Source organism: Nesiotobacter zosterae, from assembly GCF_033843645.1.
Lineage (GTDB): Bacteria > Pseudomonadota > Alphaproteobacteria > Rhizobiales > Stappiaceae > Pseudovibrio > Pseudovibrio zosterae.
The window spans coordinates 283,992-299,952 of the sequence record NZ_JAWXVZ010000002.1; the positions used below are offsets into that span (position 1 = coordinate 283,992).

General features: G+C 53.4%; 13 protein-coding genes and 1 tRNA gene. 9 read left to right on the plus strand and 5 right to left on the minus strand.

The features are described from left to right. Positions 1–92 precede the first annotated feature (92 nt). Positions 93–1,409: an HlyD family secretion protein gene (locus Q3Y58_RS04235; RefSeq protein WP_319621169.1), complete on the plus strand. Its 1,317-nt coding sequence runs from the start codon at positions 93–95 to the stop codon at positions 1,407–1,409. On the opposite strand, the gene lhpI is transcribed toward Q3Y58_RS04235, so the two are convergent. Together lhpI and Q3Y58_RS04245 are read right to left on the minus strand one after the other, a co-directional pair. After that, positions 1,406–2,356: a bifunctional Delta(1)-pyrroline-2-carboxylate/Delta(1)-piperideine-2-carboxylate reductase gene (lhpI, locus tag Q3Y58_RS04240; RefSeq protein ID WP_319621170.1), complete on the minus strand. Its 951-nt coding sequence runs from the start codon at positions 2,354–2,356 to the stop codon at positions 1,406–1,408. The two genes, Q3Y58_RS04235 and lhpI, sit on opposite strands and share 4 nt — an antisense overlap. 148 nt (positions 2,357–2,504) lie before the next feature. Then, a tRNA-Lys gene (locus tag Q3Y58_RS04245) sits at positions 2,505–2,580 on the minus strand. A gap of 290 nt (positions 2,581–2,870) precedes the next feature. On the opposite strand from Q3Y58_RS04245, the gene Q3Y58_RS04250 reads away from it, so the two are divergent. From Q3Y58_RS04250 to Q3Y58_RS04270, 5 genes are all read left to right on the plus strand, one after another. Further along, positions 2,871–3,563: a putative metalloprotease CJM1_0395 family protein gene (locus Q3Y58_RS04250; RefSeq protein ID WP_319621171.1), complete on the plus strand. Its 693-nt coding sequence runs from the start codon at positions 2,871–2,873 to the stop codon at positions 3,561–3,563. Positions 3,564–4,388: 825 nt separating this feature from the next. Next, on the plus strand, positions 4,389–5,348 hold the full coding sequence (locus tag Q3Y58_RS04255) for a TAXI family TRAP transporter solute-binding subunit (protein ID WP_319621172.1): 960 nt from the start codon (positions 4,389–4,391) through the stop codon (positions 5,346–5,348). Between the two features lie 116 nt (positions 5,349–5,464). Continuing rightward, entirely contained in the window at positions 5,465–8,086 is a 2,622-nt protein-coding gene (locus Q3Y58_RS04260) for a TRAP transporter permease (RefSeq protein WP_319621173.1), read from the plus strand. A gap of 22 nt (positions 8,087–8,108) precedes the next feature. Then, positions 8,109–8,546, plus strand: a complete 438-nt coding sequence (locus tag Q3Y58_RS04265; protein ID WP_274216785.1) for a universal stress protein — start codon at positions 8,109–8,111, stop codon at positions 8,544–8,546. 145 nt (positions 8,547–8,691) lie between these two features. After that, positions 8,692–9,429: a cytochrome c biogenesis CcdA family protein gene (locus tag Q3Y58_RS04270; RefSeq protein ID WP_274216786.1), complete on the plus strand. Its 738-nt coding sequence runs from the start codon at positions 8,692–8,694 to the stop codon at positions 9,427–9,429. A gap of 12 nt (positions 9,430–9,441) precedes the next feature. On the opposite strand, the gene Q3Y58_RS04275 is transcribed toward Q3Y58_RS04270, so the two are convergent. Both Q3Y58_RS04275 and Q3Y58_RS04280 read right to left on the minus strand, forming a co-directional pair. Beyond that, positions 9,442–10,374: a DMT family transporter gene (locus Q3Y58_RS04275; protein WP_319621175.1), complete on the minus strand. Its 933-nt coding sequence runs from the start codon at positions 10,372–10,374 to the stop codon at positions 9,442–9,444. Positions 10,375–10,460: 86 nt separating this feature from the next. After that, entirely contained in the window at positions 10,461–11,597 is a 1,137-nt protein-coding gene (locus Q3Y58_RS04280) for an SPOR domain-containing protein (protein WP_319621176.1), read from the minus strand. Between the two features lie 228 nt (positions 11,598–11,825). Between Q3Y58_RS04280 and glmU the strand changes: the two genes are divergently transcribed. The 3 genes from glmU to Q3Y58_RS04295 all read left to right on the plus strand — a co-directional run bounded on the left by glmU (position 11,826) and on the right by Q3Y58_RS04295 (position 15,582). Further along, positions 11,826–13,199: a bifunctional UDP-N-acetylglucosamine diphosphorylase/glucosamine-1-phosphate N-acetyltransferase GlmU gene (gene glmU / locus Q3Y58_RS04285; RefSeq protein WP_319621177.1), complete on the plus strand. Its 1,374-nt coding sequence runs from the start codon at positions 11,826–11,828 to the stop codon at positions 13,197–13,199. Positions 13,200–13,351: 152 nt separating this feature from the next. Further along, positions 13,352–15,178 carry a glutamine--fructose-6-phosphate transaminase (isomerizing) gene (gene glmS, locus Q3Y58_RS04290; RefSeq protein ID WP_319621178.1) on the plus strand — a complete coding sequence of 609 codons (1,827 nt, stop codon included), beginning with the start codon at positions 13,352–13,354 and terminating at the stop codon, positions 15,176–15,178. Between the two features lie 65 nt (positions 15,179–15,243). Next, positions 15,244–15,582 carry a gamma-glutamylcyclotransferase family protein gene (locus Q3Y58_RS04295; protein ID WP_274216791.1) on the plus strand — a complete coding sequence of 113 codons (339 nt, stop codon included), beginning with the start codon at positions 15,244–15,246 and terminating at the stop codon, positions 15,580–15,582. On the opposite strand, the gene Q3Y58_RS04300 is transcribed toward Q3Y58_RS04295, so the two are convergent. Next, positions 15,560–15,940 carry a YbaN family protein gene (locus Q3Y58_RS04300; protein ID WP_274216792.1) on the minus strand — a complete coding sequence of 127 codons (381 nt, stop codon included), beginning with the start codon at positions 15,938–15,940 and terminating at the stop codon, positions 15,560–15,562. The two genes, Q3Y58_RS04295 and Q3Y58_RS04300, sit on opposite strands and share 23 nt — an antisense overlap. Positions 15,941–15,961: the final 21 nt, after the last annotated feature.

Consider the following 15,961-nt stretch of genomic DNA (forward strand, 5'->3'; position numbering starts at 1 on the left):
TATTTTTCTGATGTACCCTGAGGTTAATTTAGTTTGATTCCGATGGTGTGACGCCTCCGGATCGCGCGGGTCAATTTTTGCATGGGGTGTTGATGGGGACCGCTAAACGCTCAAGACGCATGGGATTTCAAGCTGCCCAGCAGGATGCAAAGGACAAGGTATTTCGCCGGATTTTTGCTAGTCTGTTGCTTGCTTTGACGTTTGCGTCCTGTTTTGGCCTCGCTCTGTGGGCAAACGGTGCAGATCTGCCCGAGACGTTTCACGGTCAGGCGCGAGTGATTCACAAAAACGCGCCTGCGATCGTGTTTGAGCCCGATGGATTGCGCCTTTCGAGTCTCCTGGTGGAGCATGGCCAGCTTGTTGAAAAGGGAGAGTTACTGGGAAAACTTGCGAGTGTTTTTCCGGTGCCTCTGCCCAAGGATCCGGTCCCCGGAAAGCTGAGCCTTTTGGTGGAAGAGGCAAATGATCTGAAAAAACAGCAGGCCTATATCGCCGCGCTTCAGTCCGGCCAGAGCCCGAACGGCGCTGAACTGCGTGAGATGTCTCAAGCACCGTTTGTTAAAGAGGGTCTTTCTGACCTCGTGTTCAAGCTGCGCAAGATAGATGAAACTCGGGCCCATCATCTGGCCGAGCAGCGCGCCGCACGCAACTTGCTGAAGCGGCTTTCTGACCAACTTGCGGAGAAGCGGGCGGAATGGAACGAGAAAATGCCGCTCGTGCAGCGGCAACTCCTTCCCAAAACTCTGGTTGCACCACTGACGCGCTCTATCGCGACATTACAGAGCCAAATTCAGTTGGCGCGCGGGGCCTTTAATCGGCACAGCCAAGCCATCACGACCAGTTCCGAGGAGCGCGCACAGGTTTTGGAAAAGTATGAGCGCGGTTTAGCCAATTCCTTGAGTGCCGTTGAAGCACGGATTTCCGATCTGGAGCGGGCGGTGGAAACGGTCAAGCCTGCATTTGTCGCGCCCGCATTCCCGGCGCCGATTGGCGGACGTATACAGGTGCTGCGCAGCCCGGAAGACGGGCATATCCCGAGCACCCCTGTCATCGCGATTTTACCTGAACAAGAAGAGCTGGTGGTGGAGCTTGAGATTGCAGCCACAACGCTGGCCAAGCACGCGCTGCAAGACGGAGAAACGGTGCGGCTGGACTTGAGCGCAGGCAGCTTCACCAAAGATGGTGGATTTGTAGAGGGCACACTTGTTTTGCCGGATGAGACCTTTGACGACGGGTCATCGGAGGTGTTTCGGTCCCGCCGGGTTTTTGTAAAACTCGATAACGAAACGGAAGCGGATCAGCTGGCGGCGCAATCAGATGCCATGTGGCAACCGGTAAAGGTGCACCTGGGCCGGGGGACGATCCTTCAAGAAATCACCCCGGCCTTCATGATGGCATCGGTGAACTAGATGCTGGCTTTGGCGGTTTCGTAGGCCAAAATTGCTCCGGCCAGATCTTCCAGCGCCGCACCGACCGACTTGAAAAGTGTGATTTCGCTGTCGTCACGGCGACCTTTGTGGTGACCGCGACAAAGATCATAAAGATCTGCAAGAATAGAGACGGGCGTCAGGATGCCCTCACGAAGCGGAATGGCAAAGTCGCCACCTTCCGTCATTGCACCTTCTCTGGTGTCGGCAAAAAGGCTGCTCTTCAAAATCGCGGCATCATCGGATTCTCGCATTGAGGGCTTGAACGCGCCGACAAGATCGAGATGGCAACCATTGGGCAACCAGTCCCCGGAGACCACGGGTGTTTCTGAAAGGGTAGCAACGGAAACAATATCCGCGGTGGCACAGGCCTCCGGTAAGTCCTCAGAAACTTCACATTGTATGCCGAGGCGGTCGGCAGCAGCTGCTGCGATTTTGTCGGCCTTGTCTTTTGAGCGGCCCCAGACGGTGACTTTTTCAAGTGCTCGAACTGCGGCGTGAGCTTCAATCAGATTCAGCGACAGCCGGCCAGTACCAACCATTACCAAATGACGGGCGTTTTTTCTTGCCAGATAGTCAGCGGCCAGAGCGGAAGCGGCAGCCGTGCGGCGCGCGGTAAGCTCTCCGCCATCAATCAGTGCCAGAGTTTCGCCGGTGGTGCCATTGGAGAGCACATAACTCGCTGATATGGCGGGCATGTTTCGGGTGCTGTTTCCGGGGAAAACACTGGCGAGCTTCACTCCAAAGTACTTTCCGGGCTGCCATGCGGGCATGAGAAGCAGTGTTGCATCCGGTTCGCCCGGGACTTCCATGTTGTGGTGATGGCGCAAAGGCATCTCGCAGCCAGAAGCAAACATGGTCCGGAGTGCGTCAATGAGTGCAGGGAAGGCGAGGTGGTTTTTTGTATCTTCGGGCCCGAGCAAGAGCATTTCGTTCCTCCTATGAATCTCAGGAGGACTTTAGTGATATCTGAGCGCCTGTGAAGGGTGCCAAAGACGAACTCACACGCAAGTTTATTGCGCTTTTAAATGATCTTGAGATTTTCGGAGGCTATCAATATCACCATCTGAGGTAAGATGGTGAGCCCGCACGGGTTCGAACCGTGGACCTACTGATTAAAAGTCAGTTGCTCTACCAGCTGAGCTACGGGCTCTCTTGGCTTGGCGTTGCGCCGCTGCCGTGAGGGGTCTTCTAAGGATTTCAGTTTCTTACCGCAACCCCTTTTTTTCATTTTCCACATTGAGCCAAAAAACTGTTTTGTGAGGTGGTTTGGCGGGCTGGATTTTGAAGGGGGCAGCTGGCCAATGCTGATGCGTACAGCAATGCGTGGTCAGTTGGGAAACTTGTTATCCCTCAATTTGTCACATTCATGCGGCCAATACACCAAACATTCCCCGTGCATTTTTATTGAGAGAATCCCTTCGATTGTGATAGGTATTTTGCATGATCGAGGCTCTGAACCTGTCGCAATCTGTCGCCGCAAGAATGCAGGCTGTTGCTGCAAGCCCTTCCGTGCGTCCACAGACAGAAGAAACGGCGAAGTTCAACATCGATTATGCGGTTCCTAAGGATTCCGTAGAAATTGGCAGCAACCTATTCAACAATCCCGTTGCTGCGTCCTCTGAAAGCAATGATGCCTCGGGAGAGCGTTTATCGGAAAGCGAGCAGCAGCAGGTAGAAGAGCTGCAAGAACGTGACGCAGAGGTTCGCACGCATGAACAAGCGCACGTTGCCGCTGGTGGGCCTTATGTCAGTGCGCCGACCTACACCGAGCAGCGTGGTCCAGACGGACGTAGCTATGCCATCGGTGGTGAGGTGTCCATTGATGCGTCACCCATATCTGGCGATCCAGAGGCCTCAATTGCAAAACTGCAGACTGTGATTGCTGCGGCACTTGCGCCAATGCAGCCTTCCGCTCAGGATCAAGCGGTTGCAAATCAGGCGCAGCAGAATCTGGCGCAGGCCTATGCGGACCAACGTGATCAGAAGGGCAATCTTGGAGACGGTGGGGAAGAACGGGGCGGTGCGTTGCAGTCCTTGCTTCAGCTTCAGGAAAATGCAGGAGCCTCCGCCGCTTCTGAAGCGTCAACTCAAGTCTTCACTGCTATTCAAGCGTATCAAAGCGTCGGTGCTTAACGCCGCTCTTTTCCGATAGAGCTCCTTACCTGAGGTTTGTTCTTTAAATGGCGCGGATACATGCCTGCTTACGGGTGTTTCGCGCTTCAAATTCTTGTTTGTTTGATCGTTGAGATGAGTTCACTGGTTTGGGGTGCTCCCGGACTTGCGGATGTTTCGAGAATTCATGCCGACGGCGGGTGAGGCCAGTTGCCGATTGTCGCCATCTAGTGCCGATGTAAAGGCGCACGCAAAATTACATCACAGAAGTTGAGTGTTGATGATCGATTCTCTTGATCAATGGCTGAGGGTTGCGTATTGCCCTCTACGGGGTTTTTCATAAACAAACCTGAATCGTAGAGGATTTATGCCACCCCACAGGCGTGTCTCCTGCAGATGGTTTATCAAGAAATCTAGCTGTTTTTATCGAAAACTAAGTACTGATTTTAGAAAGATTGTCAGTCTTGTGGCGCATTAGTGTTCCTGCGACTGTTCAATAATCTATCTCCTAGTTATCAATCGGTTTTGTTGTCGGTGCACCCAGTTATGTTTTCGCCCTGCATGGATTCCCTTGGAATGGGGTGGGGCTCAGGAAAAAAATATTACCAATTCTTTTCAGTGGGGATTTTTCTCTTTAATTGTATGGGGTAAGGGTTGTATCCTACGTACGACAACCACGCGTTCAGACTACGGGTAATTGCGTCCGTCCTTTTTGAAGGGTAATGAGCGTTTTGGAGGGTGGCCTCAAAATCACCGGTTTGTTGGTTGGGCGCACCTGCGTTTAAACCGGCGTCCTGTTCAGTTCTTGAATGGGGCTCAACTATAAAAGTTAACTTGGAGGATTCGATGAAGATCAAATCAGTTGCACTTGGTGCCGCACTTGTAGTGGGTAGCATGTCCGGCGCAGCAGTTGCGCAACAGCAGTTCATCTCCATCGGCACCGGTGGTGTCACCGGCGTTTACTATCCAACGGGCGGCGCGATCTGCCGTCTTGTAAACAAGGACCGTCGCGACCACGGTATTCGCTGTTCTGCTGAATCTACCGGTGGTTCGGTTTACAACGTGAACACCATCCAGAATGGCGAGTTGGAGTTCGGTGTTGCCCAGTCTGACGTTCAGGCAAATGCCTTCGAAGGCCGTGCTCAGTGGGATGGCAAGCCATTTGAAGAGTTGCGCGCTGTGTTCTCCGTTCACCCAGAGCCGCTGACAGTTCTGGCTTCCCAAGGCGCAGAGATCCAGGGTCTTGATGATTTTGCTGGCAAGAAAGTAAACATCGGCAACCCTGGTTCCGGTCAGTATGCGACTTGGCAGCTGATGAATGAAGAGGGCGTTGTCGACACCGCAGCTTTGGCACTGGCGACCGAGTTGAAGTCCGCTGAAGCTGGTCCAGCTCTTTGCGATGGCAAGATTGATGCGTACATGTGGCTTGTTGGTCACCCATCTGCTTCCACTCAGGAAACCATCTCAACCTGTGACGCGCAGCTGGTGAACATTGGCGGCGAAAAGGTAGATGAGCTTGTCGACAAGTACTCCTACTTCCGTAAGGCAACAATCCCAGCAGGCATGTACAACAACGAAGAAGACGTAACCACTTTTGGTGTTGGTGCGACCTTCGTAACTTCTGCTCAGGTTCCTGAAGATGTCGTGTACATTGTTGTGAAATCAGTCTTTGAAAACTTCGATGATTTCAAGAAGCTGCACCCAGCTTTTGCAAATCTCAAAGAAGAAGAAATGATCAAAGACTCTCTGACAGCTCCGCTGCACGATGGTGCAGTGAAGTACTACAAAGAGCGCGGCTGGATGTAATCATCCAAACGACTTGTCATGATGAGACGGGGCGGACGTGTTCGCCCCGTTCCTTGTTAAACACTTTAAAAACAACAAGTTAAAGAAACCCAATTTCTGTTTGTGGGGAGTGTAGTATGAGTGTAGAGCGGCATAAGGCGCAGGTTGATGCGCAGGAGCTCGTCGCCCAGACGGATACCGGCGCACGGATGCTGACCGGCAATGTTGGACGATTTGTAGCTATTGTTGCGTTTACGTGGTCGGCGTTTCAACTCTATGTGGCGTCGAGCTTGCCGTTCTGGCTGGTGGATACATTCGGGATCAATCTGATCTTCAACAATTCGGAGATCCGTTTCATCCATGTGGCCTTCGGTCTGGCGCTGGCTGCATTCGCCTATCCGCTGTTCGGCAACAGTCCAAGAAGCCGTATTCCCTGGTATGACTGGATTTTGGCCGCACTCGGCGTTTTTGCCTGTCTGTATCTCGTGGTGATGAAAGACGGCATCGCCATGCGCGCAGGGCAGCCCACGCAGATGGACTTGGTTGTTTCGACAATCGGCATGGTGGTGACCGGCATTGCGGTGTTCCGCAGCCTCGGCTTGGCGCTTGTTATCGTTGCCAGCGTGTTCCTTTTCTACGTTTTCTTTGGCAATCAGCCATTTATCCCGGAAGCCATTCAGTGGCGTGGCGCCTCCTATGGCAAAGCCATGTGGCACTATTGGATGCAGCTTGAAGGGGTGTTTGGTGTTGCGGCGGGCGTTTCCGCCTCCATGATCTTCCTGTTTGTTCTGTTTGGCTCGCTATTGGAAAAAGCCGGAGCCGGGAACTACTTCATTAAGGTTGCGTTTGCGCTCCTCGGTCACCTGCGCGGCGGTCCTGCTAAAGCCGCTGTTGTTGCCTCTGCCATGAGTGGTCTTTATTCTGGATCATCCATTGCAAACGTTGTGACGACCGGTACCTTCACTATTCCGCTGATGAAGCGCACGGGTTTTCCTGCTGAAAAGGCGGGGGCGGTTGAAGTGGCGTCCTCAGTCAATGGTCAGCTGATGCCGCCTGTGATGGGTGCTGCGGCTTTCCTTATCGCCGAGTTTACGGGTGTAGGCTATCACGAGGTGGTCAAGCACGCGTTCATTCCGGCGGTTATCTCTTATATCGCCCTGGTGTACATCGTTCACCTTGAAGCGCTTAAGATGAACCTGCGCGGTCTGCCAAAGCCGCCAATTCACCTGACGATGATGCGCCGTTTGATGGGCGTACTGATCGGATTTATTGGAATTTCCGTTCTTGGTATGGCGGTCTACTACGGGCTGGGTTGGGTGAAGGTTGCGTTCCCACAGCTCACCTTCACAGCTGTGCTTGGTATTTTCCTGCTGGCCTATCTGTTCCTGATCAATGTTGCAGCCAAGTTGCCTGATCTGGAAGTCGATGACCCGAACGCTCCAATTACTGAACTGCCTCTGGCAGGAGATGTGGGCAGAACGGGATACTATTTCATTTTGCCGATTGTCATTCTGATCTGGTGTATCCTCATCGAACGTTTTTCTCCGTCTCTGTCAGCGTTTTATGCGACCGTTGCGATGATCTTCATCGTGTTGACGCACCGCCCTTTGAAGGCACTCCTGCGCCAGTCAAACTGGCGCGCTGAGGTGAGACAGGGCATTGCCGACTTCGTGGATGGCATGATTGGCGGGGCACGAAACATGATCGGCATCGCGGTTGCAACTGCGGCGGCCGGTGTGATCGTGGGCACGGTGTCTTTGACTGGTGCGCATCAGATGATCGGTGAGCTGGTGGAGTTCTTGTCCGGCGGCAATCTTCTGGCCATGTTGCTTCTGGTTGCGGTGATGAGCCTGATACTTGGTATGGGGCTTCCAACCACTGCAAACTATCTGGTGGTGTCGTCACTGATGGCGCCCGTTATTGTGGAACTGGGGGCGCAGACTGGCTTTCTGGTGCCGCTGATTGCCGTACACTTTTTCGTGTTCTACTTCGGTATTCTGGCGGATGTAACGCCACCTGTTGGGCTGGCGGCCTTTGCTGCGGGTGCGATCAGTCAGGGAGACCCAATTCGCACCGGCGTGCAGGGCTTCTTCTATTCCATCCGTACAGCGTTGTTGCCGTTCCTGTTCATCTTCAACACGGATCTTTTGTTGATTGATGTCGGGCCGGTACAGGCGATCTTCGTATTCATCGTTGCAACCATCGCCATGATGCTGTTCGCAGCGGCGATGCAGGGATATCTTCTGGCCCGCTCCAAAGTATGGGAGAGCCTTGTTCTTCTGCTTGTTGCATTCACGTTGTTCCGCCCGGGTTTCTGGCTGGATATCGTTGATGATCGCTACATCACGACAGCTGGACCTCCGGTAATCGAGAAAATTGGCCGAGCCCCAATCGATACGGAGGTACGCTTGAACCTCGCAGGGCCGGATTTTGACAATCCTGATGATATCATCACGCTCACCGTTCCGTTTACCGTTCCTGCGGAGGCAACGGTGGATGGCATGGCGCGTCTTGAGGATCAGGGGCTGACGATCTTTGAAGAAGATGGCAAGTTGTTGATGGATGAACCGTTCCCTGGAACGCCATTCGCACAGCAATTGCAGAAGTTTGACTTCTACGGGGATGAGCCTGTTACAATGGTTTCAGCCCAGGTTGAGGCGGAGCGGATGCCGAAGGAAATCTTCTATATTCCGGCTCTCTTGCTTCTGTTGCTGGTGGTGGTGTCCCAGAGACGCCGGCAGACGCAGCCTGCCTTCTAACTGATAAGATTGGATAGGGAATATGTATTCCAATATCTTGCTTCCTGTGGACTTGAACGAGGAGAGCTCCTGGAAGAAGTCGCTTCCGATAGCCATCGATCTGTGCCGACACTACAAAGCGGAGTTGCATGTGGTGTCGGTAATGCCCGATTTCGGAAAAGCCATCGTGGGTGGTTACTTCAAGAAGGAGTTTGAGCACGACGCTCTTGAAGCGGCGAAAAACGCTTTGGAGGCTCTTCTCGACAGAGAGCTGCCGGACGATACGCTGAATGTAAAAGGGCATATCGCACACGGCACGATCTATGAGGAAATCAACAAGGCTGCGGACAAACTGGGCTGCGATTTGATCGTTCTCGCTTCTCACCGTCCTGAGTTGAAAGATTACCTTTTGGGCCCCAACGCCGCACGTGTTGTGCGTCACGCCAATCAGTCAGTCCTTGTTGTAAGAGATGACGATTGATCACAGGGATTTGTGTGCGCGCGATCTCGTTTGTCGCTAAATAGAAAGCGAGAGCGGCGCGCATGCCAGAACTTTCCTGCAGGTTTGCAGGGTGGCCCGCTCAGTGCTCTGGGCGGGCCTTGTTTTTTGAAACGGGAATTCTTTGATGTTGGAACAGGTGACGATTTTAGGGGCTTTTTTGGCGGGAATTTTGTCCTTTGTGTCTCCTTGCGTATTGCCGCTCGTGCCTCCTTATCTTGGGTACATTGCAGGCATGTCGCTTGATGAACTGACTCAGGATGAACAGGAAGCGGCGCGCCGAAACAAGGTCATCATCGCAGCAATGTTCTTTGTTGCAGGGTTTTCGACTGTGTTTGTCTTGCTGGGTGCAAGCGCTTCGTTCCTCGGCCAGTTTTTCCTTCAGCACTCTCAAGTTCTTGGCTATGTGGCCGGGGGGATGATCATCCTGATGGGACTGCACTTTCTTGGTGTTTTCAAGATTGCTTTCCTCTATCGGGAGGCAAGAGTGCAGGTGAACTCAACGCCTGCAGGCTTTGCTGGAGCTTACATCATGGGGCTGGCTTTTGGCTTTGGCTGGACGCCATGCATCGGGCCTGTTCTGGCATCTATTCTGCTAATTGCAGGGACTGAGGCTTCCGTTGGCAATGGCATGGTGCTGCTTGCCAGCTATGCGTTGGGCATTGGCGTGCCGTTCCTGATTGCAGCGGCGTTTGCCGGGCCTTTCATGAACTTCATGAAGGGGTTTCGCCAACACATGCAAACGGTCGAGCGTGTCATGGGCGGTCTTCTCGTTCTTACCGGAATCGGGTTTTGGACCGGCTACATGCAGGCGTTTTCTTTCTGGTTGTTGGAGACTTTCCCAGCGCTCGGAATGATTGGCTAGTCGGCGTATGCCTCAGGCCCTGCGTCTGCCCAGGATCTGGAAGGCGGCGGCTGGAAGGGTTGCCAATACGAGACCGGCCATGATTGGCAAGAATCCGGCCAAATGAAAGAGCGCGAGTTTTTCGCTTAAAAACACCACAGCCATCAGGACGCCGTAGGGCGGAAGCAAATACATGAAGAGGCCAGCGATTGAAGCGCCGACCATCTTGATGCCGTATTGGTAGGTGGAGAAAGCCAATACTGACGCCACAATGGTCACGCCCGCAATTGAACCCCACGCTTCGGGGGTTGTTGGTATTGGAGCGACCCAAATCATCTCTGCGATGGCAAACGGGAACAATAGAAGCGCACCAAAACCCGCAAGAGTTGCAAACAGGACGAAAACCGGGATCTCCTGCAATGAGCGCTGCCGGATCAGGACAGAATAGGTGGCCCAGCTGAGCGTGCAGACGCCGAATACGAGGTCGCCCCAGCTCAGCTCCAGGGAAATAAGATTGGCCAGAGAGCCTTTAGTGACGATGATCGCGACACCGATTAGTGCGAGCGCTATGCCTATTAGTTCACGGGGGGACATGCGGCGACCGCGAAACACCCACTCGATCAACATGATGAATACAGGTGCAGCGGAATAGATCAGCGTTCCATTGGTGGCGCTTGTGTTCTTGAGCGCAAGATATACGAGAGCGCCGCAAATCCACATGCCAAGAAACGCCATGAAAAGAAGCAGTTTCAAATTCGCCTTGATGGTGGGCAGAGCTGGTGGGAGTTGGCGGTAAGCAATGGGTACCAGAATGAGAAATGCCAGAAACCATCGCAAGAAAGCGAGCGTCCATGGTTCTGTTTGCTCGATACCATACCGGCCAATTATGATGTTTGAACTCATAAAGACCGGCATGATGAACAGCAGGGGGTATATGAGTCTATTTTGTTGAGATTGACTAAACATTGCCTCATCCCTCAAACTTCTACAGCTCAATAAAAGCTGATCTTTTGAGGGGTGGATTTTGCAGATTATTTATCTAAAGTCAAAGATTACTTTGGGTGAATTACCGTTCTGCATGTGGCATCCATCCCCTTGATCTGAGCACAGGCCAGAACGCTGTCACGGGCGTTTGCAAACGGACCCGCCAAGGCCTGATAGAGGATGCCTTGCTCCGCCGTTGGTTTTCCTGGGCGGATGCGTGTGCCCACCTGGTCAATGAGGGTCGACAGTTCCTCGGCACGGCGCAAAATGTTTTCCGCTTCCTCGCGGTCTTCGTAGCTTCCAAGATCTACGGCGAACGCTGAGCGTGTGAACACTGATCCTGCACGACCATAAACAATGCCCGCTGCTGATGTCACTTCGAGCTGTTCTTGCGGTGATGGAATGGACGCGACCAATTGAGGCGGTGTTGCGTCTGGAAGAGTGACGGATGTCTGGTTGGGAACAAGGGCAGCGAAGGCCGGAAGGTTCTCGTAAACCTCTGGAGCGATTTCTGGTGCGGGCAGGGTGGCAATCTCTGGATTAATGATTGCTGCTTTCGGGCGCGGCGTGGGGACGGTTTCATTTGCGGCTAGCTGAGATGGAGCTTGGGTTTCAGCTGCATCCAGCTTTGGAGCTGCATTTCTGGCCGGTCTTTCCGCGATTATCGATTGCGGTGTATCTGGTGCCGGTTGTTTCGCGGCTGGTTCAGAGGTTGCGGTATCAATAGCAGGCTCTGCCTCGGCTGCGGGTTTCGCTGGCGGAGGCAATAGTTCGTCATCCAAGTCCGCAATGCGTTCACGTAATGGGCGCGGGGGGTGGGACTTCAGAAGTTCAATAGTGTCTTGGAGAGCTGCATTGCTCTGGCGCAGATCGCCAACGGTTTGTTCAAGAGAAGCCATTTGCAGCTTGATTTCCTGCATGTGAGCGGAAACGGGCTGTAGGCCTGTGAGTTGAGGGCGGTAGGTCGCGACCTCATTGTCTTTGTAAACGCGCAAATACTGTGGTTTGCTTTCCATCAGCAAGCTGCGTTCACCGGGTATGGCGATCTCCACCGTGTCATTGAGTGAGCCAGGGGTGAACATAACGGCGCTCAAGGCGACTGTCGCAAAGCAAACGGCTACGAAACCCCAGAACACGATGGTGCTGTTGTTCGGCACGGATGCGTCGGCCACGGTATGGCCGTTATAGTCGACAGAGCTTTTCAAAACGCGTGTCTATTGCAAACGATGATTCCTATGGCAAAAATGCCCCATAACTCTTGTGGGTTTATGGTTAACAGAATGCAAATGCTAATTTAAATGAAGGCGGAGTTTTTTACGTATTCTGCTTAAATCATTGAAAGATGTTGGTGATAGCATGCTGAACTGCATTGATTTGTTTGCTTATGGCTGCTGTGTCACAGCATGAGATCTGGATGAACTAAGGAACAAGAAATGACCGGTGAAAGCTGTTTAGCAATCGTCCTTGCGGCCGGACTGGGTACGCGGATGAAGTCGGCACTGCCAAAGGTTCTGCATGAAATCGGCAACTTTCCGTTGGTCGGTCATGTTCTGAAGGCTGTTCAAGCGGCAGGTGCGGACGAGGTTGCAGTTGTTGTCGGGCCGGACATGGAAGCACTTGAGAAGGCGAGCAGGGAGATTGTTCCTGATGCCAAGTGTTTTGTTCAGGTGGACCGGCTGGGCACGGCTCATGCTGCCAAAGCGGCTGAAGGTGCCTATCTGGAGAGCACGGTCGATCACGTTCTTGTTCTATTCGGTGACACACCTCTTGTTACTCCCCAAACCTTTCGCGCCATTCGGGCGGAACTGAGCGCAGGATCGGACCTTGTGGTTCTGGGCTTTGAGGCAGCGGACCCGCACGGATATGGGCGGCTTATCGCAGATGGCGATAAGCTTCTGGCAATCCGTGAAGAAAAAGATGCAAGCGAGGAAGAACGCAAGGTTACCTTGTGCAATGCTGGCATCATGGGGTTCCGCCGCGAGCATTTCGCGTCGCTCGTAAACCGTATCGAGAACAACAATGCGAAAGGCGAATACTATCTGACGGACGCTGTTGAGGTGGCCCACGCTGATGGTCTCAAAATATCCGTCACCACCGCAGCTGAAGCGGAAGTGCAGGGCATCAACAACCGAGCACAGCTCGCCGCCTGTGAGGCGGTGTTTCAGGAACGCATGCGCCAATCTGCCATGGCTGATGGCGTGACATTGCAAGCTCCCGAGACGGTTTATTTTTCCCAGGATACCCGCATTGCACCTGACGTTGTTGTGGAGCCGAATGTGGTTTTCGGACCCGGCGTTTCAGTGGAAAGCGGTGTTCGGATCAGAGCCTTTTCCCATCTAGAAAGAGCGAGCGTTGCAAAAGACGCAACGGTTGGCCCCTATGCCCGCCTGCGCCCCAACGCAAAGATTGGTGAGGGCGCCCATATCGGCAACTTTGTAGAGATCAAGAATGCCTCCATCGAACAAGGCGCCAAGGTGAATCATCTGTCCTACATTGGGGACGCCCGAGTGGGTGCCAAGACCAATGTGGGTGCTGGCACGATTACGTGTAACTATGATGGCTACTTCAAGTATCACACAGATGTTGGCAATGGCGTTTTCGTCGGGTCCAACAGCATTTTGGTTGCGCCCGTTTCAATTGGTGATGGCGCGTTGGTTGCGGCAGGGTCCGTGATAACCGAAGATGTGCCTTCTCAGGCCATGGCCTTCGGTCGCGCTCAACAGGTTGTGAAAGAAGGCCGCGCCAGCGAGATGCGTGCCCGTCTTGAGAAAGAAAAAAAACAACAAAAAGCCAAGGCGAACTCTTAAAGCTGCTTAGGTATTAGTACGATAATACCGCTGAGCTGTAACGAACCGAAACATCTATTGATTTCACTAAGTTACAGGAGTGCGGCTAGACAAGCCTAAAGACCATTGCGATCCGGTGGCGCAAAGCCAGCGGGTATCTCAGGAGAAGATTTATGTGTGGCATCGTAGGCATTCTCGGCCAAACCCCGGCAGCCCCTCTACTCGTAGACGCATTGAAGCGGCTCGAATACCGCGGATATGATTCTGCGGGTGTTGCAACACTGGAAGAGGGTGCATTGGTGCGCCGGCGAGCTGAGGGAAAGCTGCGCAACCTAGAGGCGCTGTTACTGGACGAGCCACTACGGGGGACTTCCGGTATTGGCCACACCCGTTGGGCGACCCATGGTGCGCCAACTGTTCGCAATGCCCACCCTCATGCCGCTGACGGCATTTGTGTGGTGCACAACGGCATCATCGAGAACTTTTTGGAACTGCGTGAGGAAATCGTCGGTGCCGGGATTTCTCTTGAGAGCGATACTGACACAGAAGTTGTCGCTCACCTTGTTTCTCTTGGCGTCAAAAGCGGCAAGACACCGGTTCAAGCTGTGTCTGATGTGCTTTCGAAGCTGAAGGGCGCGTTTGCGCTTGCCATCCTTTTTGACGGCGAGAACGACCTCATGATTGGCGCCCGTCGCGGCTCTCCATTGGCATTGGGGTATGGCGAAGGCGAGATGTTCCTCGGCTCAGACGCCATCGCACTTTCGCCGTTTACCGACAAGATTTGTTACCTGGAAGAAGGCGACTGGGTGGTGATGAACCGCGAAGGCGCTGAAATCTTTGACTCCACTGGTAACGCGGTTTCTCGCCCGATCAGCAAATCAATGGTCAGTGCCTCTGTCGTGGACAAAGGCAACTACAAACACTTCATGGCCAAAGAGATCTACGAGCAACCAGAGGTGATTGGCCACACGATCTCGCGCTATCTCGACCTTGCAACCGGTGAAACCATGTTGCCTGAAGGGGCTGAGGTTGACTTCACCAAGATTGACCGCCTCGTTGTTTCAGCATGTGGTACGGCCTACTATGCGGGCCTTGTTGCCAAGTATTGGTTTGAAAAATACGCCCGCATTCCCGTTGATATCGATGTGGCTTCGGAGTTCCGATATCGCGAAATGCCAGTCAAGGCGGGTGATATGGCCTTGTTCATCTCGCAGTCCGGCGAGACGGCTGATACGCTGGCTTCGCTTCGCTATTGCAAAGACCAAGGCATGGTCATTGGCGCGGTCGTGAACGTGCCGGAATCAACGATCGCTCGCGAAGCAAATGTGGTGTTCCCAACATATGCCGGCCCCGAGATAGGCGTTGCCTCGACCAAGGCCTTTACCTGCCAGCTCACGGTTCTGGCAGCGCTCGCAGTCCATGCTGGTGTTCAGCGTGGAACTCTGAGCGAGGCTGATGCGCGCTACATGATCACCGCGCTCTCTGAGCTTCCAAGCTACACCAACAAGGCACTGAAACTTTCTGATCATGCGGAAGAGATCGCGCATTGGCTGTCTCAGGCATCGGATGCTTTGTTTCTTGGACGCGGTACGAGCTTCCCAATGGCGCTGGAAGGCGCTTTGAAGCTCAAGGAGATCTCGTACATTCACGCGGAAGGTTATGCGGCTGGTGAGTTGAAACACGGCCCCATTGCGTTGATTGACGAAACCATGCCGGTGTTTGTAGTGGCACCATTTGACAATATCTACGAAAAGACGGTTTCCAACATGCAGGAAGTCGCCGCTCGTGGCGGCCGGATCGTTCTGTTGACCGACGAAAAGGGTGCTGAGGCGGCCGGTCTGGAAGCCGATCACATCATCACTCTACCTGATGTTCCGGAGATTGTGTCTCCAATCGTTTACGCCCTGCCGTTGCAATTGATCTCGTATCACACAGCCGTCTTCATGGGGACGGATGTGGATCAGCCAAGAAACCTTGCAAAATCAGTTACAGTAGAATAGCGGAGAGGGAGCGGGCTCGACCCGCTCTTTTTCTTTGTCGTTAGCGCTGTAAGAGAGATTGCTGCATGGACCATCTGTTTGTGTATGGCAGCCTGGCTCCCGGAGCCTCGCATGAGTATTTGCTTACGCAAGTTTCAGGTGTTTGGACACGCGCGTCGGTTCGGGCACACTATCAGGATCGCGGTTTCTCCGAAGGCAAGGGCTATCCGGCGCTGGTGCCTGATGAGCAGGCGGACTGGTTGCGCGGGTATGTTTACTCCTCACAGTCTCTTCATGAAATCTGGGATGATATTGATGAGTGGGAGGGCGAAGAGTACGTTCGCGTGCCCATAGAGGTGCAGTGTGAAGATGGTTCACTGCTTCATGCACAGGCCTACGTTCTCAGGACGCTCGAGCAGTCCTAGAGCCAGATGGACGGGTCACAACGTAAGACGCGCAAGCTACAAGCACCGCAAGCACAATAATGGCAAGCAGCATTGACGGCGCTGTGGTGATCACAAAGACAGCATAGCCGACCGTCATGCCGAAGACTGCCATGAGTTTCCCTTTGACAGAAATAGCACCATGATCTTGCCAGTCACGCACACTTTTTCCGAATTTGGGGTGGTTCAGCAGCCATTTTTCCAACCGTGGGTTGGAGCGAGCAAAGCAGCCGGTTGCAAGAATGAAAAAGATGGTTGAGGGCAGAAGCGGCAAAACAATGCCGATCAGTCCGATGCCGACCAGGAGAATTCCTGCAATCATGTAAAACGTTCGCGGCACCACCTATCTCCTTGTGGCCAT

Bases quoted from the DNA above. Each gene is read 5' to 3' on its own strand.
- Q3Y58_RS04250 (WP_319621171.1), top strand. From the start codon at position 2,871: ATGATCGAGGCTCTGAACCTGTCGCAATCTGTCGCCGCAAGAATGCAG.
- Q3Y58_RS04270 (WP_274216786.1), top strand. From the start codon at position 8,692: ATGTTGGAACAGGTGACGATTTTAGGGGCTTTTTTGGCGGGAATTTTG.
- Q3Y58_RS04265 (WP_274216785.1), top strand. From the start codon at position 8,109: ATGTATTCCAATATCTTGCTTCCTGTGGACTTGAACGAGGAGAGCTCC.
- Q3Y58_RS04255 (WP_319621172.1), top strand. From the start codon at position 4,389: ATGAAGATCAAATCAGTTGCACTTGGTGCCGCACTTGTAGTGGGTAGC.
- glmU (WP_319621177.1), top strand. From the start codon at position 11,826: ATGACCGGTGAAAGCTGTTTAGCAATCGTCCTTGCGGCCGGACTGGGT.
- glmS (WP_319621178.1), top strand. From the start codon at position 13,352: ATGTGTGGCATCGTAGGCATTCTCGGCCAAACCCCGGCAGCCCCTCTA.
- Q3Y58_RS04260 (WP_319621173.1), top strand. From the start codon at position 5,465: ATGAGTGTAGAGCGGCATAAGGCGCAGGTTGATGCGCAGGAGCTCGTC.
- Q3Y58_RS04275 (WP_319621175.1), bottom strand. From the start codon at position 10,374: ATGTTTAGTCAATCTCAACAAAATAGACTCATATACCCCCTGCTGTTC.
- Q3Y58_RS04295 (WP_274216791.1), top strand. From the start codon at position 15,244: ATGGACCATCTGTTTGTGTATGGCAGCCTGGCTCCCGGAGCCTCGCAT.
- lhpI (WP_319621170.1), bottom strand. From the start codon at position 2,356: ATGCTCTTGCTCGGGCCCGAAGATACAAAAAACCACCTCGCCTTCCCT.
- Q3Y58_RS04235 (WP_319621169.1), top strand. From the start codon at position 93: ATGGGGACCGCTAAACGCTCAAGACGCATGGGATTTCAAGCTGCCCAG.